General features: G+C 47.5%; 12 protein-coding genes, 9 tRNA genes and 6 rRNA genes. All 27 read right to left on the bottom strand.

The annotated features are described in order from the left end of the window. Positions 1-5: 5 nt before the first annotated feature. The 27 genes from KS242_RS00745 to ftsH all read right to left on the bottom strand — a co-directional run bounded on the left by KS242_RS00745 (position 6) and on the right by ftsH (position 22,980). Entirely contained in the window at positions 6-1,073 is a 1,068-nt protein-coding gene (locus KS242_RS00745; RefSeq protein ID WP_217322595.1) for a protein-arginine kinase McsB, read from the bottom strand. After that, a complete protein-coding gene (locus KS242_RS00740; RefSeq protein ID WP_217322594.1) occupies positions 1,073-1,603 on the bottom strand; it encodes a protein-arginine kinase activator protein McsA in 531 nt (176 codons plus the stop codon). The genes KS242_RS00745 and KS242_RS00740 overlap by 1 nt, the downstream gene beginning before the upstream one ends. A gap of 21 nt (positions 1,604-1,624) precedes the next feature. Further along, entirely contained in the window at positions 1,625-2,083 is a 459-nt protein-coding gene (locus KS242_RS00735; RefSeq protein ID WP_077304012.1) for a CtsR family transcriptional regulator, read from the bottom strand. 127 nt (positions 2,084-2,210) lie between these two features. After that, complete coding sequence (locus KS242_RS00730) at positions 2,211-2,906, bottom strand: MgtC/SapB family protein (RefSeq protein WP_217322593.1); 696 nt, start codon at positions 2,904-2,906, stop codon at positions 2,211-2,213. Positions 2,907-3,042: 136 nt separating this feature from the next. Then, positions 3,043-3,155, bottom strand: a 5S ribosomal RNA gene (gene rrf / locus KS242_RS00725). A gap of 252 nt (positions 3,156-3,407) precedes the next feature. Beyond that, positions 3,408-6,332: ribosomal RNA gene (locus KS242_RS00720) — 23S ribosomal RNA — on the bottom strand. A gap of 184 nt (positions 6,333-6,516) precedes the next feature. Then, positions 6,517-8,078, bottom strand: a 16S ribosomal RNA gene (locus tag KS242_RS00715). A 101-nt stretch (positions 8,079-8,179) separates the two neighbouring features. Continuing rightward, positions 8,180-8,255: transfer RNA gene (locus KS242_RS00710), tRNA-Ala, on the bottom strand. A gap of 16 nt (positions 8,256-8,271) precedes the next feature. Continuing rightward, positions 8,272-8,348, bottom strand: a tRNA-Pro gene (locus KS242_RS00705). A 3-nt stretch (positions 8,349-8,351) separates the two neighbouring features. Then, a tRNA-Arg gene (locus KS242_RS00700) sits at positions 8,352-8,428 on the bottom strand. Positions 8,429-8,438: 10 nt separating this feature from the next. Then, positions 8,439-8,523: transfer RNA gene (locus tag KS242_RS00695), tRNA-Leu, on the bottom strand. Positions 8,524-8,550: 27 nt separating this feature from the next. Next, a tRNA-Gly gene (locus KS242_RS00690) sits at positions 8,551-8,625 on the bottom strand. Positions 8,626-8,637: 12 nt separating this feature from the next. Continuing rightward, a tRNA-Leu gene (locus KS242_RS00685) sits at positions 8,638-8,723 on the bottom strand. Between the two features lie 31 nt (positions 8,724-8,754). Further along, a tRNA-Lys gene (locus tag KS242_RS00680) sits at positions 8,755-8,830 on the bottom strand. A 4-nt stretch (positions 8,831-8,834) separates the two neighbouring features. Beyond that, positions 8,835-8,910: transfer RNA gene (locus KS242_RS00675), tRNA-Thr, on the bottom strand. Positions 8,911-8,913: 3 nt separating this feature from the next. Next, positions 8,914-8,989: transfer RNA gene (locus KS242_RS00670), tRNA-Val, on the bottom strand. Between the two features lie 13 nt (positions 8,990-9,002). Continuing rightward, positions 9,003-9,115: ribosomal RNA gene (rrf, locus tag KS242_RS00665) — 5S ribosomal RNA — on the bottom strand. Positions 9,116-9,429: 314 nt separating this feature from the next. Continuing rightward, positions 9,430-12,354 (bottom strand): 23S ribosomal RNA (locus tag KS242_RS00660). Between the two features lie 184 nt (positions 12,355-12,538). Next, positions 12,539-14,100: ribosomal RNA gene (locus KS242_RS00655) — 16S ribosomal RNA — on the bottom strand. Together the 16S, 23S and 5S rRNA genes with 9 tRNA genes alongside form the textbook arrangement of a ribosomal RNA operon. Positions 14,101-14,471: 371 nt before the next feature. Beyond that, positions 14,472-15,956: a lysine--tRNA ligase gene (gene lysS, locus KS242_RS00650; protein WP_371747578.1), complete on the bottom strand. Its 1,485-nt coding sequence runs from the start codon at positions 15,954-15,956 to the stop codon at positions 14,472-14,474. A 161-nt stretch (positions 15,957-16,117) separates the two neighbouring features. Further along, complete coding sequence (gene dusB, locus KS242_RS00645) at positions 16,118-17,107, bottom strand: tRNA dihydrouridine synthase DusB (protein WP_217322591.1); 990 nt, start codon at positions 17,105-17,107, stop codon at positions 16,118-16,120. Positions 17,108-17,129: 22 nt separating this feature from the next. Next, on the bottom strand, positions 17,130-17,627 hold the full coding sequence (folK, locus tag KS242_RS00640; protein ID WP_217322590.1) for a 2-amino-4-hydroxy-6-hydroxymethyldihydropteridine diphosphokinase: 498 nt from the start codon (positions 17,625-17,627) through the stop codon (positions 17,130-17,132). After that, positions 17,624-17,986 (bottom strand): dihydroneopterin aldolase, encoded by a 363-nt coding sequence (folB, locus tag KS242_RS00635; RefSeq protein WP_217322589.1) that lies wholly within the window; start codon positions 17,984-17,986, stop codon positions 17,624-17,626. The genes folK and folB overlap by 4 nt, the downstream gene beginning before the upstream one ends. A gap of 3 nt (positions 17,987-17,989) precedes the next feature. Beyond that, positions 17,990-18,805 carry a dihydropteroate synthase gene (gene folP, locus KS242_RS00630; protein ID WP_217322588.1) on the bottom strand — a complete coding sequence of 272 codons (816 nt, stop codon included), beginning with the start codon at positions 18,803-18,805 and terminating at the stop codon, positions 17,990-17,992. Positions 18,806-18,901: 96 nt separating this feature from the next. Continuing rightward, a complete protein-coding gene (gene cysK, locus KS242_RS00625; protein ID WP_371747577.1) occupies positions 18,902-19,825 on the bottom strand; it encodes a cysteine synthase A in 924 nt (307 codons plus the stop codon). A gap of 84 nt (positions 19,826-19,909) precedes the next feature. Next, positions 19,910-20,779: an Hsp33 family molecular chaperone HslO gene (gene hslO / locus KS242_RS00620; RefSeq protein ID WP_217322587.1), complete on the bottom strand. Its 870-nt coding sequence runs from the start codon at positions 20,777-20,779 to the stop codon at positions 19,910-19,912. A 152-nt stretch (positions 20,780-20,931) separates the two neighbouring features. Continuing rightward, positions 20,932-22,980 (bottom strand): ATP-dependent zinc metalloprotease FtsH, encoded by a 2,049-nt coding sequence (ftsH, locus tag KS242_RS00615; protein ID WP_217322586.1) that lies wholly within the window; start codon positions 22,978-22,980, stop codon positions 20,932-20,934. Positions 22,981-23,079 lie beyond the last annotated feature (99 nt).

The raw sequence follows: 23,079 nt of genomic DNA, 5'->3' as shown, positions 1-23,079 counted from the left end.
GTCACTCAGTTATTTTCTAAGTGCATCCTTTCCCTAATAAGGGATGCACGTAATACATCTCTTTCTCTGCCAGATAAGCTTCTCTTCGCATAACGCTGCAGGAAGCCTGGCTGAATCAAAACCATTAATTCATTAAGTATAGATTGCGGCATATCTTCTATATACCCAAGATCGATACCTAATCTAACATCCGATAAACACGTTGCAGCTTCCTTCGATTCAATAATCCGGCTGTACTGCAATGTACCATAGGAACGAAAGATACGATCCTCCAGCTGAATGCTCAGTTCCTCCGTTAATGTCTCGCGTGCCTGCCGCTCTTGTTCAATCAGCTGACTAACTACGCTCTCCAAATCTTCTACAATATCTTGTTCTGATTTGCCTAGCGTAATTTGGTTAGAAATCTGATAGATATTGCCTTGTGCTTCGCTTCCTTCCCCATAGATACCGCGAACAACTAAACCAAGCTGGTTAATAGCTGGGGTCAAGCGGTTCATTTGGTGCGTCATCGTAAGAGCAGGCAGGTGCATCATAACCGAAGCTCTAAGGCCCGTGCCAACATTTGTTGGACAGGTAGTCAGGTAACCTCTTTCTTCATCGAAAGCATAGGTTATTTTCTGCTCAAGCCAATCATCAACTTCAAATGCTTTATTCAATGCTTTTTGCAGTTGAAAGCCTGGCAAGTACAGCTGAATACGCAGATGGTCTTCCTCATTTACCATAATAGAGACTTGTTCGCTCTCAGAAAGCAAAACTCCTGCCTCTTCCGCATGTTCTGCTAAATGCGGACTAATCAGATGCTTTTCGACAAGTACTTTCTTTTCTATCGGAGAGAGATCTGCTATACGAATGAACTGCAGTGATCCCTGATGGTCAAAAGCAGTATCTTGATAATTCTCCTGAAAGAACTCGAGTACGTCATCTAACTCCTCTGCTTTGGCGATGAGCGGAAAGGAACGATTCTCGAAATTACGAGCAAGACGGATTCGGCTGCTCATGACAATATCGCAGTCAGGTCCATTTTCTTTCATCCACGGACTAATTGCATCACTCATAAAATTCTCAAGCGACATCAGCTTTCCTCCTCTTCTTGCTGTTCCAGAAGGCGGATTTTATCGCGGATTTCTGCTGCCTTCTCAAATTCTTCCGCCTGAATGTATTCCTGCATGGATTCCCGGTAAGCTGCAATCTTGCGTTTTTTCTCAATACCGCTTCCCATTCGCTTTGGTATCTTGCCTTCATGCTTTGTGTTTCCGCTGTGTACGCGTCTAAATATCGGATTTAAGTTATCCTCGAAAGTTTCATAGCAGGAAGCACAACCAAATTTCCCTACGCGAGTGAACTCATGATAAGTCAGCCCGCATTTCGGACAAGCAAGAGCTGTTGCCGATTGGGAGAACTGTTTATGATCTTGAATAGTAGAAGGATTCATATGAAATAGGCCGGATAATAGGTTATGCAAAGAATATCCTTCTTGACCATACGATACATATCCATTCTCTTTTGCACATTGTTCGCATACGTGCATCTCCGTTTTCTGACCGTTAATGACATTTGTCAAATGCAAGGTTGCCGGTCTTATATGACATTCTTGGCACTCCATCAAGACGTCCTCCTTATCTGACTAATACTTGATAGCAGTCAGCATTGATACCAAGATACGAGACCTGACCTCATCGCGAAGCGGTAACGGAAAGGCTAATGTATCCCGGCTTGTTGCTCGTAACATAATCTTCGCTTCTCGCTCTGTCAGAATTTTCTCTTCTGCTAGCCTTTCAATCACACTGTTGGCCGTTTGCTGTGCTACGCGTGGTTGGACCATAGCAATTACTTCGTCTATCAAACTTGCTGCTGTATGGTGTTTTACCCGAATAATACGTATATAACCACCGCCGCCGCGCTTACTTTCAACTAAATAGCCCTTTTCAACAGTGAATCTTGTTTTGATAACATAATTAATTTGGGATGGCACACACTGAAAACGATTAGCTACTTCACTCCGCTTAATCTCCACTTCCTGTTCATCTGCAGATTGCAGAATGTTCTTTAAGTATGCTTCGATTATGTCAGATATGTTGCTCACTCATGCCGCCTCCCTTCTTTTGACTTTGACTATCTTTGACTTTATTATATACGCTTTGCAGAAGGAATGCAAAACTCTTCCTTTCTAGCATAGCCTCGAATAACAGAAAAAAACCCTCAAAAGGGTTTTAACTTTTCGCAGTACTAACTGTGCGGATATTAGGTATGTCTGTTAATTCCTCAAAGAGCTTCATTTCATTTAATGCTTGCCGCGTTTCCAGCCCCACATATAACATTTTACGACCATCATGCTGCTTTTTCATTTTCATATCTGCAAGCGCTAAATGATGGCTTTCCAATACTTCCATAATTGGTGTAACCGTTTCGTCTTTATCTAACTCAATCTCAAGCTGGTATGCTTTCTGTTTTTTATTCGCCAGAAACATCTTTTCAAAGTTATTTAGAAAGATTAAGATCAATAAAATGAGAACAGTTGTAAAGACGGCTTCCATATACATACCGGCCCCAATAACTAACCCCAGTCCAGCTACCGTCCAGACAGATGCTGCTGTTGTGAGCCCCTTAACCGTTGAACCGTTTACAATAATTGTACCTGCACCTAAGAACCCTATCCCGCTAATAACATAGGAAGGTATCCGAGCAGGATCAAATTGTACATAACCATGTTCCTCGCTAAAGGCTGTAAAGCCATATAAGGAAAGAATCATCATGAGGCAGGATCCTACTCCAACCAAGATATGCGTACGCAAACCAGCATGGTGATTTCCCATTCCTCGCTCCATGCCAATTGCACCAGAGAGAAACACTGCTATGATAATTTTCATCATTACTGTTAGTGATTGATCATTAAATAAATGTTCCATTCCCGATTCCCTTCTTTCTCTATGAAGTATATGAAATTTAACTAATAAGTATGAGCATATGTTACAGGAAGTATAGAAGCAACACAAAAAAGCTCCCGATAAGTTAGTCACTAACTCATCGGGAGCTTTTCATCTTGCCTGGCAGCGTCCTACTCTCGCAGGGCGAACCCAACTACCATCGGCGCTGAAGAGCTTAACTGCTGTGTTCGGCATGGGAACAGGTGTGACCTCTTCGCTATTACCACCAGACAATTCAAAGATTCAATTGAATGAACCCTCAAAACTAGATAAGAAACTTCATGCTTTTACATCTCATGCGCTGCCAAGCACCGGAGTGCTTGGTCTTTGGCGTTGACTTACTAACGTCTAGCTGCGTTGAGCTAGATCCAGCTCCAAAGGCCAGAAACTCCAGTATAAGCAATAGCCCTCCAAGGGAAAATTCCCCTTTACGGCCTCTTGCTTATCCTTACGTTTCTAAACGGCCTTTTCCGCTTTTCGTTTTTAGTTAAGTCCTCGATCGATTAGTATTCGTCAGCTGCACGTGTCACCACGCTTCCACCTCGAACCTATCTACCTCATCGTCTCTGAGGGATCTTACTCATTTAAAATGATGGGAAGTCTCATCTTGAGGGGGGCTTCATGCTTAGATGCTTTCAGCACTTATCCCTTCCGCACGTAGCTACCCAGCTATGCTCCTGGCGGAACAACTGGTGCACCAGCGGTGCGTCCATCCCGGTCCTCTCGTACTAAGGACAGCTCCTCTCAAACTTCCAACGCCCACGACGGATAGGGACCGAACTGTCTCACGACGTTCTGAACCCAGCTCGCGTACCGCTTTAATGGGCGAACAGCCCAACCCTTGGGACCGACTACAGCCCCAGGATGCGATGAGCCGACATCGAGGTGCCAAACCTCCCCGTCGATGTGGACTCTTGGGGGAGATAAGCCTGTTATCCCCGGGGTAGCTTTTATCCGTTGAGCGACGGCCCTTCCATACGGCACCGCCGGATCACTAAGCCCGACTTTCGTCCCTGCTCGACTTGTAGGTCTCGCAGTCAAGCTCCCTTCTGCCTTTGCACGCTACGAATGATTTCCAACCATTCTGAGGGAACCTTTGGGCGCCTCCGTTACTCTTTGGGAGGCGACCGCCCCAGTCAAACTGCCCACCTGACACTGTCTCCGAACCGGATAACGGTTCTGGGTTAGAATGTCAATACAGCCAGGGTGGTATCCCACGGATGCCTCCACCGAAGCTAGCGCTCCGGTTTCTAAGGCTCCCACCTATCCTGTACAAGCTGTACCAACATTCCATATCAGGCTACAGTAAAGCTCCACGGGGTCTTTCCGTCCTGTCGCGGGTAATGCGCATCTTCACGCATAGTATAATTTCACCGGGTCTCTCGTTGAGACAGTGCCCAAGTCGTTGCACCTTTCGTGCGGGTCGGAACTTACCCGACAAGGAATTTCGCTACCTTAGGACCGTTATAGTTACGGCCGCCGTTTACTGGGGCTTCGGTTCACAGCTTCGGGACGAAGTCCCTAACCATTCCCCTTAACCTTCCAGCACCGGGCAGGTGTCAGCCCCTATACTTCGCCTTACGGCTTTGCAGAGACCTGTGTTTTTGCTAAACAGTCGCTTGGGCCTTTTCACTGCGGCTTCTCCTAAAAAGAAGCACCCCTTCTCCCGAAGTTACGGGGTCATTTTGCCGAGTTCCTTAACGAGAGTTCTCCCGATCATCTTCGGTTACTCACCGTGCCTACCTGTGTCGGTTTGCGGTACGGGCACCTATTTCCTCACTAGAGGCTTTTCTTGGCAGTGTGAAATCAGGAACTTCGGTACTAAATTTCCCTCCCCATAACCGCCTGGAATATTGTTGAGTGGATTTGCCTGCTCAACTTCCTCACGGCTTGGACGCGCATAACCAGCAGCGCGCTTTCCTTATCCTCCTGCGTCCCCCCATCGTTCAAGCGGATTTAGGTGGTACAGGAATATCAACCTGTTGTCCATCGCCTACGCCTTTCGGCCTCGGCTTAGGCCCCGACTAACCCTGAGCGGACGAGCCTTCCTCAGGAAACCTTGGGCTTTCGATGAAAGAGATTCTCACTCTTTTTTCGCTACTCATACCGGCATTCTCACTTCTAAGCGCTCCAGCCGTCCTCACGATCGACCTTCACCGCCCTTAGAACGCTCTCCTACCACTGACATCGTAGATGTCAATCCGCAGCTTCGGTGGTGTGTTTAGCCCCGGTATATTTTCGGCGCAGCGTCACTCGACCAGTGAGCTATTACGCACTCTTTAAATGATGGCTGCTTCTAAGCCAACATCCTGGTTGTCTAAGCAACGCCACATCCTTTTCCACTTAACACACACTTTGGGACCTTAGCTGGCGGTCTGGGCTGTTTCCCTTTCGACCATGAACCTTATCACCCATGGTCTGACTCCCAAAGTAGATTGATTGGCATTCGGAGTTTGACTGAATTCGGTAACCCGATGAGGGCCCCTAGTCCAATCAGTGCTCTACCTCCAACCATCATCCTTTGAGGCTAGCCCTAAAGCTATTTCGGAGAGAACCAGCTATCTCCGTGTTCGATTGGCATTTCACCCCTACCCACACCTCATCCCCGCACTTTTCAACGTGCGTGGGTTCGGGCCTCCAGTCAGTGTTACCTGACCTTCACCCTGGACATGGGTAGATCACACGGTTTCGGGTCTACGACCACCTACTATATCGCCCTATTCAGACTCGCTTTCGCTGCGGCTCCGTCTATACAACTTAACCTTGCAGGGGATCGTAACTCGCCGGTCCATTCTACAAAAGGTACGCCGTCACCCATTAACGGGCTTCGACTACTTGTAGGCACACGGTTTCAGGTTCTATTTCACTCCCCTTCCGGGGTGCTTTTCACCTTTCCCTCACGGTACTGGTTCACTATCGGTCACTAGGGAGTATTTAGCCTTGGGAGATGGTCCTCCCGGATTCCGACGGAATTTCACGTGTTCCGCCGTACTCAGGATACACTCCGGAGGAAACCACATTTCAAATACAGGGCTCTTACCTTCTATGGCGGGCCATTCCAAGCCGCTTCATTTACATGGTTTCTTTGTAACTCCAAAGGAGTGTCCTACAACCCCAGAAGGCAAGCCTTCTGGTTTGGGCTAATTCCGTTTCGCTCGCCGCTACTCAGGAAATCGATTTTTCTTTCTCTTCCTCCGGGTAATGAGATGTTTCAGTTCCCCGGGTCTGCCTCATATCACCTATGTATTCAGTGATACGTACTATCCAATAACGAATAGTGGGTTCCCCCATTCGGAAATCTCCGGATCAAAGCTTACTTACAGCTCCCCGAAGCATATCGGTGTTAGTCCCGTCCTTCATCGGCTCCTAGTGCCAAGGCATCCACCGTGCGCCCTTCTTCACTTAACTAATTAAACGCATGATGCTAAAAATTCGCGACAATAAAAATTGTCTTTGCTTTAAAGTTTGATGTTCTGGCATGTTGTTTCTTATCTAGTTTTCAAGGTTCACAAGAGAGATTGATCTCTCAAAACTGAACAAACAACCAATTACGACTTGTCTACTACGAAGTAGTAGTTCCAATTATCCTTAGAAAGGAGGTGATCCAGCCGCACCTTCCGATACGGCTACCTTGTTACGACTTCACCCCAATCATTGATCCCACCTTCGGCGGCTGGCTCCAAAAGGTTACCTCACCGACTTCGGGTGTTACCAACTCTCGTGGTGTGACGGGCGGTGTGTACAAGGCCCGGGAACGTATTCACCGCGGCATGCTGATCCGCGATTACTAGCGATTCCGGCTTCATGCAGGCGAGTTGCAGCCTGCAATCCGAACTGAGAATGGTTTTATGGGATTTGCTTAACCTCGCGGTCTTGCTGCCCTTTGTACCATCCATTGTAGCACGTGTGTAGCCCAGGTCATAAGGGGCATGATGATTTGACGTCATCCCCACCTTCCTCCGGTTTGTCACCGGCAGTCACTCTAGAGTGCCCAACTGAATGCTGGCAACTAGAATCAAGGGTTGCGCTCGTTGCGGGACTTAACCCAACATCTCACGACACGAGCTGACGACAACCATGCACCACCTGTCACGCTGTCCCCGAAGGGAATGCCTTGTCTCCAAGGTTATCAGCGGATGTCAAGACCTGGTAAGGTTCTTCGCGTTGCTTCGAATTAAACCACATGCTCCACCGCTTGTGCGGGCCCCCGTCAATTCTTTTGAGTTTCAGCCTTGCGGCCGTACTCCCCAGGCGGAGTGCTTAATGCGTTAACTTCAGCACTAAGGGGCGGAAACCCCCTAACACCTAGCACTCATCGTTTACGGCGTGGACTACCAGGGTATCTAATCCTGTTTGCTCCCCACGCTTTCGCGCCTCAGCGTCAGTTACAGACCAGAGAGTCGCCTTCGCCACTGGTGTTCCTCCACATATCTACGCATTTCACCGCTACACGTGGAATTCCACTCTCCTCTTCTGCACTCAAGTTCCCCAGTTTCCAATGACCCTCCACAGTTAAGCTGTGGGCTTTCACATCAGACTTAAGAAACCGCCTACACGCCCTTTACGCCCAATAATTCCGGACAACGCTTGCCCCCTACGTATTACCGCGGCTGCTGGCACGTAGTTAGCCGGGGCTTTCTGGTCAGGTACCGTCAAGGTACGAGCAGTTACTCTCGTACTTGTTCTTCCCTGACAACAGAGCTTTACGACCCGAAGGCCTTCATCGCTCACGCGGCGTTGCTCCGTCAGACTTTCGTCCATTGCGGAAGATTCCCTACTGCTGCCTCCCGTAGGAGTCTGGGCCGTGTCTCAGTCCCAGTGTGGCCGATCACCCTCTCAGGTCGGCTATGCATCGTCGCCTTGGTGGGCCATTACCCCACCAACTAGCTAATGCACCGCGGGCCCATCTGTAAGTGACAGCCGAAACCGTCTTTCCATTTTCAATCAGGAGAAAGAAAATACTATCCGGTATTAGCCCCGGTTTCCCGGAGTTATCCCAGTCTTACAGGCAGGTTGCCCACGTGTTACTCACCCGTCCGCCGCTCATTCCACTAGAATCACCCCGAAGGGGTCATCTAGCTTCCTGCGCTCGACTTGCATGTATTAGGCACGCCGCCAGCGTTCGTCCTGAGCCAAGATCAAACTCTCCATGAAAGTGTGATACTTTGCTTCTTGCGCTGACGTTGATCTTATAAAAGACCATGTCGTTTAGTTCGTAATTGGTTGTTTTGTTCAGTTTTCAAAGATCAATATAATGGTGGAGCCTAGCGGGATCGAACCGCTGACCTCCTGCGTGCAAAGCAGGCGCTCTCCCAGCTGAGCTAAGGCCCCGTAATTAAAGTGAAAGTGGTCGGGAAGACAGGATTTGAACCTGCGACCCCTTGGTCCCAAACCAAGTGCTCTACCAAGCTGAGCTACTTCCCGTAATGGCGCGCCCGAGAGGAGTCGAACCCCTAACCTCTTGATCCGTAGTCAAACGCTCTATCCAATTGAGCTACGGGCGCATTATTAAAGTGCCGAGGGCCGGACTCGAACCGGCACGGAGGAACCCTCCGCAGGATTTTAAGTCCTGTGCGTCTGCCAATTCCGCCACCCCGGCAAGCTGAATTAGTCTTTTAAGTAGTTATGGAGCGGAAGACGGGATTCGAACCCGCGACCCCCACCTTGGCAAGGTGATGTTCTACCACTGAACTACTTCCGCGTTTAATCTAAATGGTGCGGGTGAAGGGACTTGAACCCCCACGTCATAAAGACACTAGATCCTAAGTCTAGCGCGTCTGCCAATTCCGCCACACCCGCATAGATTAAATACGCACAGTATTGAATTAAATGGTGAGCCATGAAGGACTCGAACCTTCGACCCTCTGATTAAAAGTCAGATGCTCTACCAACTGAGCTAATGGCTCCCAATGGTGCCGGCCAGAGGACTTGAACCCCCAACCTACTGATTACAAGTCAGTTGCTCTACCAATTGAGCTAGACCGGCTAATGGTGGAGGATGACGGGCTCGAACCGCCGACCCTCTGCTTGTAAGGCAGATGCTCTCCCAGCTGAGCTAATCCTCCGGATTATATATCCACCTGGCAGCGTCCTACTCTCGCAGGGCGAACCCAACTACCATCGGCGCTGAAGAGCTTAACTACTGTGTTCGGCATGGGAACAGGTGTGACCTCTTCGCTATTACCACCAGATCGGATATTAATGTTTGTCCTTTTCTTAAGGACAAGATATATTATACCTTGTTTCTGAAGAAAAAGCAACACTTTTTTTGAGGAAAACCCTCAAAACTAGATAAGAAACTTCATGCTGTTACATCTCATGCGCTGCCAAGCACCGAAGTGCTTGGTCTTTGGCGTTGACTTACTAACGTCTAGCTGCGTTGAGCTAGATCCAGCTCCAAAGGCCAGAAACTCCAGTATAAGCAATAGCCCTCCAAGGGAAAATTCCCCTTTACGGCCTCTTGCTTATCCTTACGTTTCTAAACGGCCTTTTCCGCTTTTCGTTTTTAGTTAAGTCCTCGATCGATTAGTATTCGTCAGCTGCACGTGTCACCACGCTTCCACCTCGAACCTATCTACCTCATCGTCTCTGAGGGATCTTACTCATTTAAAATGATGGGAAGTCTCATCTTGAGGGGGGCTTCATGCTTAGATGCTTTCAGCACTTATCCCTTCCGCACGTAGCTACCCAGCTATGCTCCTGGCGGAACAACTGGTGCACCAGCGGTGCGTCCATCCCGGTCCTCTCGTACTAAGGACAGCTCCTCTCAAACTTCCAACGCCCACGACGGATAGGGACCGAACTGTCTCACGACGTTCTGAACCCAGCTCGCGTACCGCTTTAATGGGCGAACAGCCCAACCCTTGGGACCGACTACAGCCCCAGGATGCGATGAGCCGACATCGAGGTGCCAAACCTCCCCGTCGATGTGGACTCTTGGGGGAGATAAGCCTGTTATCCCCGGGGTAGCTTTTATCCGTTGAGCGACGGCCCTTCCATACGGCACCGCCGGATCACTAAGCCCGACTTTCGTCCCTGCTCGACTTGTAGGTCTCGCAGTCAAGCTCCCTTCTGCCTTTGCACGCTACGAATGATTTCCAACCATTCTGAGGGAACCTTTGGGCGCCTCCGTTACTCTTTGGGAGGCGACCGCCCCAGTCAAACTGCCCACCTGACACTGTCTCCGAACCGGATAACGGTTCTGGGTTAGAATGTCAATACAGCCAGGGTGGTATCCCACGGATGCCTCCACCGAAGCTAGCGCTCCGGTTTCTAAGGCTCCCACCTATCCTGTACAAGCTGTACCAACATTCCATATCAGGCTACAGTAAAGCTCCACGGGGTCTTTCCGTCCTGTCGCGGGTAATGCGCATCTTCACGCATAGTATAATTTCACCGGGTCTCTCGTTGAGACAGTGCCCAAGTCGTTGCACCTTTCGTGCGGGTCGGAACTTACCCGACAAGGAATTTCGCTACCTTAGGACCGTTATAGTTACGGCCGCCGTTTACTGGGGCTTCGGTTCACAGCTTCGGGACGAAGTCCCTAACCATTCCCCTTAACCTTCCAGCACCGGGCAGGTGTCAGCCCCTATACTTCGCCTTACGGCTTTGCAGAGACCTGTGTTTTTGCTAAACAGTCGCTTGGGCCTTTTCACTGCGGCTTCTCCTAAAAAGAAGCACCCCTTCTCCCGAAGTTACGGGGTCATTTTGCCGAGTTCCTTAACGAGAGTTCTCCCGATCATCTTCGGTTACTCACCGTGCCTACCTGTGTCGGTTTGCGGTACGGGCACCTATTTCCTCACTAGAGGCTTTTCTTGGCAGTGTGAAATCAGGAACTTCGGTACTAAATTTCCCTCCCCATAACCGCCTGGAATATTGTTGAGTGGATTTGCCTGCTCAACTTCCTCACGGCTTGGACGCGCATGACCAGCAGCGCGCTTTCCTTATCCTCCTGCGTCCCCCCATCGTTCAAGCGGATTTAGGTGGTACAGGAATATCAACCTGTTGTCCATCGCCTACGCCTTTCGGCCTCGGCTTAGGCCCCGACTAACCCTGAGCGGACGAGCCTTCCTCAGGAAACCTTGGGCTTTCGATGAAAGAGATTCTCACTCTTTTTTCGCTACTCATACCGGCATTCTCACTTCTAAGCGCTCCAGCCGTCCTCACGATCGACCTTCACCGCCCTTAGAACGCTCTCCTACCACTGACATCGTAGATGTCAATCCGCAGCTTCGGTGGTGTGTTTAGCCCCGGTATATTTTCGGCGCAGCGTCACTCGACCAGTGAGCTATTACGCACTCTTTAAATGATGGCTGCTTCTAAGCCAACATCCTGGTTGTCTAAGCAACGCCACATCCTTTTCCACTTAACACACACTTTGGGACCTTAGCTGGCGGTCTGGGCTGTTTCCCTTTCGACCATGAACCTTATCACCCATGGTCTGACTCCCAAAGTAGATTGATTGGCATTCGGAGTTTGACTGAATTCGGTAACCCGATGAGGGCCCCTAGTCCAATCAGTGCTCTACCTCCAACCATCATCCTTTGAGGCTAGCCCTAAAGCTATTTCGGAGAGAACCAGCTATCTCCGTGTTCGATTGGCATTTCACCCCTACCCACACCTCATCCCCGCACTTTTCAACGTGCGTGGGTTCGGGCCTCCAGTCAGTGTTACCTGACCTTCACCCTGGACATGGGTAGATCACACGGTTTCGGGTCTACGACCACCTACTATATCGCCCTATTCAGACTCGCTTTCGCTGCGGCTCCGTCTATACAACTTAACCTTGCAGGGGATCGTAACTCGCCGGTCCATTCTACAAAAGGTACGCCGTCACCCATTAACGGGCTTCGACTACTTGTAGGCACACGGTTTCAGGTTCTATTTCACTCCCCTTTCGGGGTGCTTTTCACCTTTCCCTCACGGTACTGGTTCACTATCGGTCACTAGGGAGTATTTAGCCTTGGGAGATGGTCCTCCCGGATTCCGACGGAATTTCACGTGTTCCGCCGTACTCAGGATACACTCCGGAGGAAACCACATTTCAAATACAGGGCTCTTACCTTCTATGGCGGGCCATTCCAAGCCGCTTCATTTACATGGTTTCTTTGTAACTCCAAAGGAGTGTCCTACAACCCCAGAAGGCAAGCCTTCTGGTTTGGGCTAATTCCGTTTCGCTCGCCGCTACTCAGGAAATCGATTTTTCTTTCTCTTCCTCCGGGTAATGAGATGTTTCAGTTCCCCGGGTCTGCCTCATATCACCTATGTATTCAGTGATACGTACTATCCAATAACGAATAGTGGGTTCCCCCATTCGGAAATCTCCGGATCAAAGCTTACTTACAGCTCCCCGAAGCATATCGGTGTTAGTCCCGTCCTTCATCGGCTCCTAGTGCCAAGGCATCCACCGTGCGCCCTTCTTCACTTAACTAATTAAACGCATGATGCTAAAAATTCGCGACAATAAAAATTGTCATTGCTTTAAAGTTTGATGTTCTGGCATGTTGTTTCTTATCTAGTTTTCAAGGTTCACAAGAGAGATTGATCTCTCAAAACTGAACAAACAACCAATTACGACTTGTCTACTACGAAGTAGTAGTTCCAATTATCCTTAGAAAGGAGGTGATCCAGCCGCACCTTCCGATACGGCTACCTTGTTACGACTTCACCCCAATCATTGATCCCACCTTCGGCGGCTGGCTCCAAAAGGTTACCTCACCGACTTCGGGTGTTACCAACTCTCGTGGTGTGACGGGCGGTGTGTACAAGGCCCGGGAACGTATTCACCGCGGCATGCTGATCCGCGATTACTAGCGATTCCGGCTTCATGCAGGCGAGTTGCAGCCTGCAATCCGAACTGAGAATGGTTTTATGGGATTTGCTTAACCTCGCGGTCTTGCTGCCCTTTGTACCATCCATTGTAGCACGTGTGTAGCCCAGGTCATAAGGGGCATGATGATTTGACGTCATCCCCACCTTCCTCCGGTTTGTCACCGGCAGTCACTCTAGAGTGCCCAACTGAATGCTGGCAACTAGAATCAAGGGTTGCGCTCGTTGCGGGACTTAACCCAACATCTCACGACACGAGCTGACGACAACCATGCACCACCTGTCACGCTGTCCCCGAAGGGAATGCCTTGTCTCCAAGGTTATCAGCGGATGTCAAGACCTGGTAAGGTTCTTCGCGTTGCTTCGAATTAAACCACATGCTCCACCGCTTGTGCGGGCCCCCGTCAATTCTTTTGAGTTTCAGCCTTGCGGCCGTACTCCCCAGGCGGAGTGCTTAATGCGTTAACTTCAGCACTAAGGGGCGGAAACCCCCTAACACCTAGCACTCATCGTTTACGGCGTGGACTACCAGGGTATCTAATCCTGTTTGCTCCCCACGCTTTCGCGCCTCAGCGTCAGTTACAGACCAGAGAGTCGCCTTCGCCACTGGTGTTCCTCCACATATCTACGCATTTCACCGCTACACGTGGAATTCCACTCTCCTCTTCTGCACTCAAGTTCCCCAGTTTCCAATGACCCTCCACAGTTAAGCTGTGGGCTTTCACATCAGACTTAAGAAACCGCCTACACGCCCTTTACGCCCAATAATTCCGGACAACGCTTGCCCCCTACGTATTACCGCGGCTGCTGGCACGTAGTTAGCCGGGGCTTTCTGGTCAGGTACCGTCAAGGTACGAGCAGTTACTCTCGTACTTGTTCTTCCCTGACAACAGAGCTTTACGACCCGAAGGCCTTCATCGCTCACGCGGCGTTGCTCCGTCAGACTTTCGTCCATTGCGGAAGATTCCCTACTGCTGCCTCCCGTAGGAGTCTGGGCCGTGTCTCAGTCCCAGTGTGGCCGATCACCCTCTCAGGTCGGCTATGCATCGTCGCCTTGGTGGGCCATTACCCCACCAACTAGCTAATGCACCGCGGGCCCATCTGTAAGTGACAGCCGAAACCGTCTTTCCATTTTCAATCAGGAGAAAGAAAATACTATCCGGTATTAGCCCCGGTTTCCCGGAGTTATCCCAGTCTTACAGGCAGGTTGCCCACGTGTTACTCACCCGTCCGCCGCTCATTCCACTAGAATCACCCCGAAGGGGTCATCTAGCTTCCTGCGCTCGACTTGCATGTATTAGGCACGCCGCCAGCGTTCGTCCTGAGCCAAGATCAAACTCTCCATGAAAGTGTGATGCTTTGCTTCTTGCGCTGACGTTGATCTTATAAAAGACCATGTCGTTTAGTTCGTAATTGGTTGTTTTGTTCAGTTTTCAAAGATCAATTTTGTTCTGCCGCTCAATTGGCGACTAGAACATCTTATCATGTTTTAACTTTCGTTGTCAACATGTTTTTTTATTTTGTTTCTTGCGTTTGTCGCTCCGTTCGAAGCAACTCTAATAATTTACCACGTATATAGAACCATTGCAATAGTTTTTTTACAAAAACATAATGTTTCTGTAAAACCTTTTACGAAATAGCTTTCTCGTTTTCTCTGCATTCTATGCAAATGCCTATAAAAAGTGAAAGAAGAAGAGCAAGATGCTCTCCTTCTTCTTATTAAGAACGGTTACGCATTTGCGGGAATAGCAGTACGTCCCGGATAGACGGCGCATTTGTTAGCAGCATGATCAAGCGATCAATCCCGATACCTAACCCACCAGTTGGCGGCATACCGTATTCAAGAGATTCTAAGAAGTCCTCATCCATTTCATGAGCTTCGTCGTTACCTTGTTCTTTTTCTTTTAACTGCGCTTCAAATCGTTCACGCTGATCAATCGGATCATTTAATTCGGAGAATGCATTTCCATGCTCTCTCCCTACAATAAATACTTCAAAACGGTCTGTGAAACGCTCATCCTCTGGATTTTTCTTCGCCAATGGAGAAATCTCTACTGGATGTCCGTAAATGAATGTAGGCTGAATCAGCTTCTCCTCTACACGCTGCTCGAAGAATTCATTCAAGATATGACCGAATGTCATTGTATCTTTTATTTCAATACCATGCTCTTTTGCCAAAGCTTTTGCTTCATCGTCACTCATGTGCTTCCAGAAGTCTGCACCTGTGTGTTCTTTTACTGCATCTGCCATGTGAAGTCGTTTCCACTCCGGCTCTAGGTTGATTTCATGCTCCCCATAAGGAATGACTGTTTTGCCAAGTACATCTTTTGCTACATGGGCAATCAGATTCTCTGTTAACTCCATGATTGTATCCATATCACCATAAGCTTCATATAGCTCCAGCATTGTAAATTCCGGGTTATGGCGCGTAGACACACCTTCATTACGGAATACACGTCCGATTTCATAGACTTTTTCTAATCCGCCAACAATCAAACGTTTTAGATGCAGCTCTATAGCTATACGCATGTATAGTGGAATATCGAGTGCATTGTGATGTGTGATGAACGGACGAGCTGCCGCTCCGCCTGGAATGCTGTGCATAAGTGGCGTTTCGACTTCTAAGTATCCGATATCATCCAAATAACGACGGATGCTTTGAATGATTTTACTGCGAGTGATGAATGTCTGCTTTGATTCCGGGTTAACAATCAAATCCAGATAACGCTGGCGGTAGCGCTGTTCAATGTCTGTCAGACCATGGAACTTGTCCGGAAGCGGGCGAAGTGCTTTAGACAAAAGATCGAAGGATGTTGCCTTAACAGAAAGCTCTCCTACATTTGTCTTGAACATAACACCAGTTACTCCTACGATATCACCTAGGTCAGCACTGCTGAATAGCTCGTACGCTTCTTCTCCAACCTGATCTTTACGTATATAAAGCTGAATCTGTCCACTCAAGTCCTGTAAGTGAGCAAAGCCCGCTTTCCCTTTTCCTCGTTTCGTCATCAGACGGCCGGCAATTGTTACTTCTGCCTTCTTCTCTTCTAGTTCTTCCTTACTGAAAGAATCATAAGCTGCTACGAGTTCTTCAGATTGATGCGTGCGCTCGAACCTGGCACCGAACGGATTATAACCTTGGTTCATGAGCTGTTCCATCTTTTCACGACGCACCTGCATCTGATCGTTTAATTCTTCACTCATCCTGTTCACTCCCATTTCTATATTCAGTCTCTAACATGCTAAAAAAACTGCCAGCATGGGCTGGCAGTATCCTTCGTCCTCGTAAAATGCGAGGCTTATCGCATTGCTACCTCGTATTAGTATAGAAAAGCAGCACTGCTGTGTCAACAAAGCACACCCTATTATGACATTGCCATAGAAGCTTCTACTTGGTCAGCATAATCATACAGCAAATCGAGCATACCTTCTTTTGTATTTGTCTCATTGATTAACTTACGCACTTTCCCGTTTCCGTCTAAACCTTTTAGATACCAAGCAGCGTGTTTACGCATTTCCAGAACCGCAACTTTCTCCCCTTTTAGACGAATCAAGCGCTCCATGTGCAAGAGACAAACATCTATCTTCTCCCTTGGTCTAGGCTCATCTAATAACTCTCCCGTTTCCAAGTAATGTACCGTACGATAAATCATCCATGGATCTCCAAGTGCGGCACGGCCAATCATAACTGCATCTACGCCAGTTTCGTCCAAACGCTGCTTCGCAATTTGCGGAGTTGTAACATCACCGTTCCCGATAACCGGAATGGATACAGACTCTTTCACTTGGCGGATAATATCCCAATTAGCCAATCCTTCATAATGCTGCTCACGCGTTCGGCCATGCAGGGCAACCGCCGCTGCTCCCGCCTCTTCTAAAGCTTGTGCATTTTCTATAGCATAGATGGTGCTGTCGTCCCAGCCTGTTCGCATCTTTACAGTGACCGGTTTGTTGACTTCTTTCACAACAGCCGAAACCATTTCATAAATTTTCTCCGGCTGCAGCAGCCAGCGGGATCCTGCCATATTCTTCGTGATTTTCGGTGCCGGGCATCCCATATTAATATCAATAATATCTGCTGTTGTATTTTGATCAACGAACTTAGCTGCCTCTACCAACGTTTCTGGATTTGATCCAAAAATCTGTAAGCTCATTGGCTTTTCCTGCTCATCTATATAAAGCATGTTCATCGTTTTTGCATTACGAGTCACGATTCCATTATCACTAATCATTTCTGCGCACACGACGCCTGCACCGAATTCTTTTACAGTTAAACGGAATGCAGAGTTACTGATACCAGCCATCGGCGCCAATATTACACGGTTCTTAATGGTGATATCACCTATATTGAACAACTTCACTACCTCCTGTATGTCTCTATCTATGCAAAGAACCCCAAACCCTTACGCCTTGCACCTCTTCCGCAGTCATTGTTTCCAGCCATTCCTTCACTTCTCTCCCATTGAGGCGGAGGCGCGGAACTATTTCAGCTAATGGCACTAAAACAAAGGCTCGTTCGTGCATGCGCGGGTGCGGGAGAATAAGTTCTTCAATGTCCATATTCTCATTACTATACAGCAAAATGTCAAGGTCTACTGTTCGAGGCCCCCATCTGATGACGCGCTCTCTTCCCAGTTCTTGCTCAATATGCTGACACGCCCGCAGCAGTTCCTTGGGAGTCAAGCTCGTATCCACTTCTACCACAAGATTAAGAAACTGATCTTGTTCTTCATAGCCGACTGGTTCTGTCTCGTAAACTGTTGATATTTGTTTAAGCACAATACCCTGACTATCTGCCAGCTTTTGGACTGCCTGCTGCAAATATAATTCTTTTGGCTGTATGTTCGATCCTAAAGCAATCCACGCCGGCTTCATGAGCGCTCCCGCCTAATTTCAACTGCCACTGATTCATAATGTCCTGCAATTGGCGGATTAGGTTTAATTACCTTGATTGTGCATGCCTCCAGAAGAGAAAAAGCATGGAATAGCTGCTTGGCAAGCTCTTCTGCCACTGCTTCAATAAGATTTTTCGCCCGACCTTCAACCACTGTTTTAATAATATCGTATGCTTGTCCATAATGTATCGACTGCGTCATGTCATCCGTTTCACCGGCTTTACGAAGATCTAATTCTAAAACAGCATCGACTGTAAACCGCTGTCCAAGCTTGTTTTCCTCTGGAAACAGACCATGATAGCCGTAGAACTGCAGTTGATTTAAATGTATTTTATCCATTATTTATTCCTCCTGAACTAAAGCATCCATCATTTTCGCAATTCGTGCTGTTCGCTTCACTTCATGTACTCGAACCATATGCACACCTTTTGTGATACCATATGCTACCGTAGCGGCAGTGCCTTCATCTCGTTCATCCGCTGGTAAATCAAGTATTGTGCCGATAAACCTTTTTCTCGAAGTACCGAGCAGCACCGGGTAACCCATAGCCGACAGCTTGTCTAACTGACGCATGGCCGTCATATTTTCCTCCAAGTTCTTCGCAAACCCTATACCCGGATCCAGCCATATGTTTTCCTTGTTTACGCCTGCGTCTAGGGCAATTTGTATACATCCCTCCAGATCAGCTATCATATCCGAAAGCAAATCCTTATACTGCATGTGTTCTCGATTATGCATCAAGATGATTGGCACGTCGTAGCGCGCCGCTACCTTCGCCATGTCCGGGTCGTATTTCGCTCCCCAAATATCATTGATGATTGTCGCTCCTGCATTTATAGCAGCTTCTGCTGTTTTTGCTTTGTATGTATCAATAGAGATTGGCACATCTACCGCTTCTTTGATAGCTTCTATGGCCGGTACAATACGAGCAATTTCTTCTTCTGCAGCAACAGGTTCAAAGCCAGGACGTGTTGACTCACCACCAATGTCCAATACATGCGCCCCTTCCTCAACAAGCTTTCGAGCCTGTTGAACCGCAGCTTCCACATCTGTATAGCTGCCTCCATCTGAAAAGGAATCAGGTGTCACATTGAGTATACCCATTACAAGCGTCTGCTTCGTCAGGTCATATTCTTTTTTTCCTATCTTTCGTTTCATGGCACGTCAACCTCTCGTTCGATCTATTTTACTAGTGTACACGATTTATCACACAAAAAAACACCCCCGCCAATGTTAGCAAGGATGTTTTTACTATTAATCTTCGAATTGGTAAAGCGGTGTTGATAGGTAACGTTCGCCATTACTTGGCACGATTGCTAACACCTTTTTGCCAGGCCCTAATTCCTTCGCTACCTTCTTCGCCGCAAAGATTGCCGCTCCGGTAGAAACACCGCCAAGCAAACCTTCATTAGCCGCCGTTTCTCTAGCTGTGTCATACGCTTCATCATTCTCAACTTGAATGATTTCCGTATAGATGTCTGTATCCAAGATAGATGGAACAAATCCTGCCCCAATACCTTGTATCTTATGAGGTCCCGGCTGCCCGCCAGACAGAACTGGCGAACTTGTCGGTTCCACCGCGACAATACGAATGTCTTTGTTCAGATCTTTTAATACTTTACCTGCACCTGTAATTGTTCCGCCTGTGCCAATACCAGCGACAAAGGCATCTAAATCGCCGCCAAATTCAGATGCAATTTCTTTACCAGTAGTACGTGCGTGAATAGCAGGATTGGCTTCGTTATTAAACTGTTGCGGCATGAAATAACCATGTTCTTTTTGCAATTCTTCTGCTTTCTGAATGGCACCTTTCATTCCTTCAGCACCAGGTGTAAGCACAAGTTCCGCCCCATAAGCTCGCAGCAGATTGCGCCTTTCCATACTCATTGTATCCGGCATAACCAGAATTGCTTTATAGCCTTTTATTGCCGCCACTAATGCAAGTCCGATACCCGTGTTTCCACTTGTCGGTTCAATGATTGTATCACCAGCATTGAGTTTGCCACTTTCTTCTGCATCCTCAATCATTGCAAGCGCAATCCGATCTTTAACAGAGCCGCCCGGATTCTGGAATTCAAGCTTCACGTAAATCTCAGCACTGTCTGCGTCCGCCGTGCGATTAAGTTTGACGATAGGTGTGTTACCGATCAATTCAGAAATAGATGATGCAATTGCCATGATTATTCCCCCTAATTCCCACTATTTTGATTGGATTTACTTTACTGTAAGCAATATATGCTGAAAAGTCAATCCAAATGGGCTTTAACGGAGCAGTTCTGTTAGTTCTTCTTCAGAGAAAGTGTATGTCTCATTACAGAAGTGACAGCTCGCCTTCGCGCCATGATCTTCGTCAATCATCGCTTGAATTTCATCATTTCCAAGACTTGTGATTGCATTTTGAATGCGCTCACGAGAACACTGACAAGTAAAGCTGACAGGCATGGTTTCCAAGAAGTGAAGATTTTCTTCCCCAATCAGCTTCTCAAGAATTTGCTCAGGTGTATTCCCTTCTCTAATTAACGTAGAGATTGGTGCGATGGTACTGATTCTCTCTTCTAGCTGCGAAATGATTTCATCACTCGCTCCAGGAAGCACTTGGAGAATAAACCCGCCAGCCGCAAGGATAGTGTGGTCTGGGTTAACTAAGACACCCGCACCGACTGCGGAAGGCACCTGTTCTGAATTAGCGAAGTAATAGGTAAAGTCGTCTCCAATCTCACCAGACACAATCGGTACTTGACCAGTAAACATATCTTTTAATCCAAGGTCTTTTGCTACACTTAATGTTCCAACTGTACCGACTGCACGTGATACATCAAGTTTCCCAAGAGAGTTCAGCTCAAAATCAACATGAGGATTGGTAATATACCCTCTTACCTCTCCTTTCGCATTACTGTCTACAATAATCGGTCCGACTGGCCCGTCTCCTTCTATCTTAACTGTCAGCTTGTCCTGACCTTTTAACATTGTTCCCATCATCGCACTGATCGTCAGTGTACGTCCTAATGCTGCTGAAGCTGTTGCATACGTATCATGACGACGTCGCGCTTCTTCCACTAATTCTGTTGATTGAATCGCATAAGCACGAATATTACCGTTAAATCCTGTAGCTTTAATTAAATAATCACCCATGACAGTAAAGTCACTCCTTTTATATATCAACCTTTAATGGTTTTATGTCTTTAAGGTATTGTATATCTTAACATAAACCTTTAGCTAAATCCTTTTATATGTTTACTATACCCAAACAGAGAAAAAGGCCTCCTTGAAGGAGACCTTTTCTTTTATGATCTTGGACGATCATCCGAACCATTATCTTGGCTCGGTTCATCTTCTGGAATTCCTGATTGTTCCCGAGGAGCAGGAGTATTTTCATCGATGGCATTGTCATCGACTGTTACTTCCTTGTCTTCCTGCGGCTGGATGGTAACAGTTACGTCGTCATCCTCATCTTTCATCAGGCTTGTTTTTTTATTCGACTTGCTGCGCTCTTCAGCAAGCTCTTCCTCTGTTGGAAGACGCCCTTTATCGAATAGCGTTTGGATTTGCAGTGCATCCAATGTTTCAATATCAAGCAATGTTTGTGCAATAAGTTCCAGCTTCGCTTTATTCTCTGTGAGAATATCCTTCGCTCTTGCATAACACTGATTGATGAAGCTTTGTACTTCTTGATCAATTTCATAAGCGATTGCATCACTGTATGTTTGTTCGTTCTGAATATCACGGCCAAGGAAGACATTTCCGCCGCTGCTTGTAAACTGAAGCGGTCCAATCTTATCACTCATACCGTACTCTGTGACCATCTTACGAGCAATGTTTGTTGCTCGCTGGAAGTCATTATGTGCTCCAGTACTTACTTCACCGAAGATAACTTCCTCCGCGACGCGCCCTCCAAGTAATCCAGTAATCTTATCAAGCAATTCTGGCTTCGTCATAAAGTAGCGATCTTCTCTCGGCAGCATAACAGCATATCCGCCTGCTTGGCCGCGAGGGACGATGGTAACTTTATGCACCATATCTGCATCATCAAGCACCATACCGATAATAGTATGTCCGCTCTCATGATAAGCAACAATATTGCGCTCTTTCTTAGAAATAACGCGGCTCTTCTTCGCCGGACCTGCAATGACGCGATCGATTGCTTCATCGACGTCATCCATTATAATTTCTTTGCGGTCATTACGAGCAGCTACAAGTGCAGCTTCATTCAGCAAGTTCTCCAAATCTGCTCCGGAGAAACCTGGTGTACGCATCGCAATCGTACGCAGATTAACCGACTCATCAAGCGGTTTATTACGGGCATGTACTTGCAATACCGCTTCACGTCCGCCTAGATCAGGTCTGTCAACTGTAATCTGACGATCAAAACGTCCTGGACGAAGCAAGGCTGGATCCAAGATATCAGCACGGTTTGTTGCCGCAATGATGATGATTCCTTCATTAGCACCGAAACCATCCATTTCAACTAGAAGCTGGTTTAATGTCTGTTCACGCTCATCATGTCCGCCGCCTAATCCAGCGCCACGCTGACGTCCAACTGCATCAATCTCATCGATGAAAATGATACATGGTGCATTTTTCTTCGCATTTTCAAACAAATCACGAACACGGGATGCACCGACACCCACAAACATCTCTACGAAGTCCGAACCACTTATAGAGAAGAATGGAACGCCAGCTTCCCCTGCTACTGCACGGGCTAGCAATGTTTTACCTGTACCCGGAGGTCCTACAAGAAGAACACCCTTCGGTATACGGGCACCAACTGCGGAGAATTTACGCGGATCTTTAAGGAAATCAACTACTTCCACAAGCTCCTGCTTCTCTTCATCAGCACCTGCTACATCACGGAATTTCACTTTCTTCTTCTCTTCGCTGTACATTTTGGCTTTGCTCTTACCGAAGTTCATTACTCGGCTGCCTCCGCCTTGTGCTTGGCTCATGAAGAATAGGAATACCAAGATGATCAGCAATACAGGGAATAGTGTAGACAGCAGCGTCTGCCAGAAGCTTGGCTGCGGCTCTTCATCTGCATTAAATTCACCAATATTTTGTTCCTGAGCTGCGTTAATGATTTCACCCATCAGCTGCTCATTCTGAGGAACCTCAGTTTGGAACTGCGTATTGTCTTCCGTCTCACCTGTAATCGTAATGATATTATTAGTAGGCTGGACGGTCATACTTTTTATGTCACCACTCTCAAGCGTGGTTCTGAACTGATTAATATCATACTGTTCGGTTTCATTAGACTGGTTCTGGAATAAGTTGATCACACCGATAATGACTACAAATATAATTATAACCATTAGGATATTACGAAACACTTTGCTCATTGCCTACCTCCTCCCAAACGAGAAAACTATAGTAAATACTACCATACGCAAAACGTGCTGCACAACTAAATACCCTTTACCTTATGTAAAAGGCAGATA

The organism is Terribacillus sp. DMT04 (assembly GCF_019056395.1).
Classification (GTDB): domain Bacteria; phylum Bacillota; class Bacilli; order Bacillales; family Amphibacillaceae; genus Terribacillus; species Terribacillus aidingensis_A.
The sequence above is the reverse complement of the archived record's forward strand: the minus strand, read 5'-3'. Positions and strand labels throughout refer to the sequence as shown.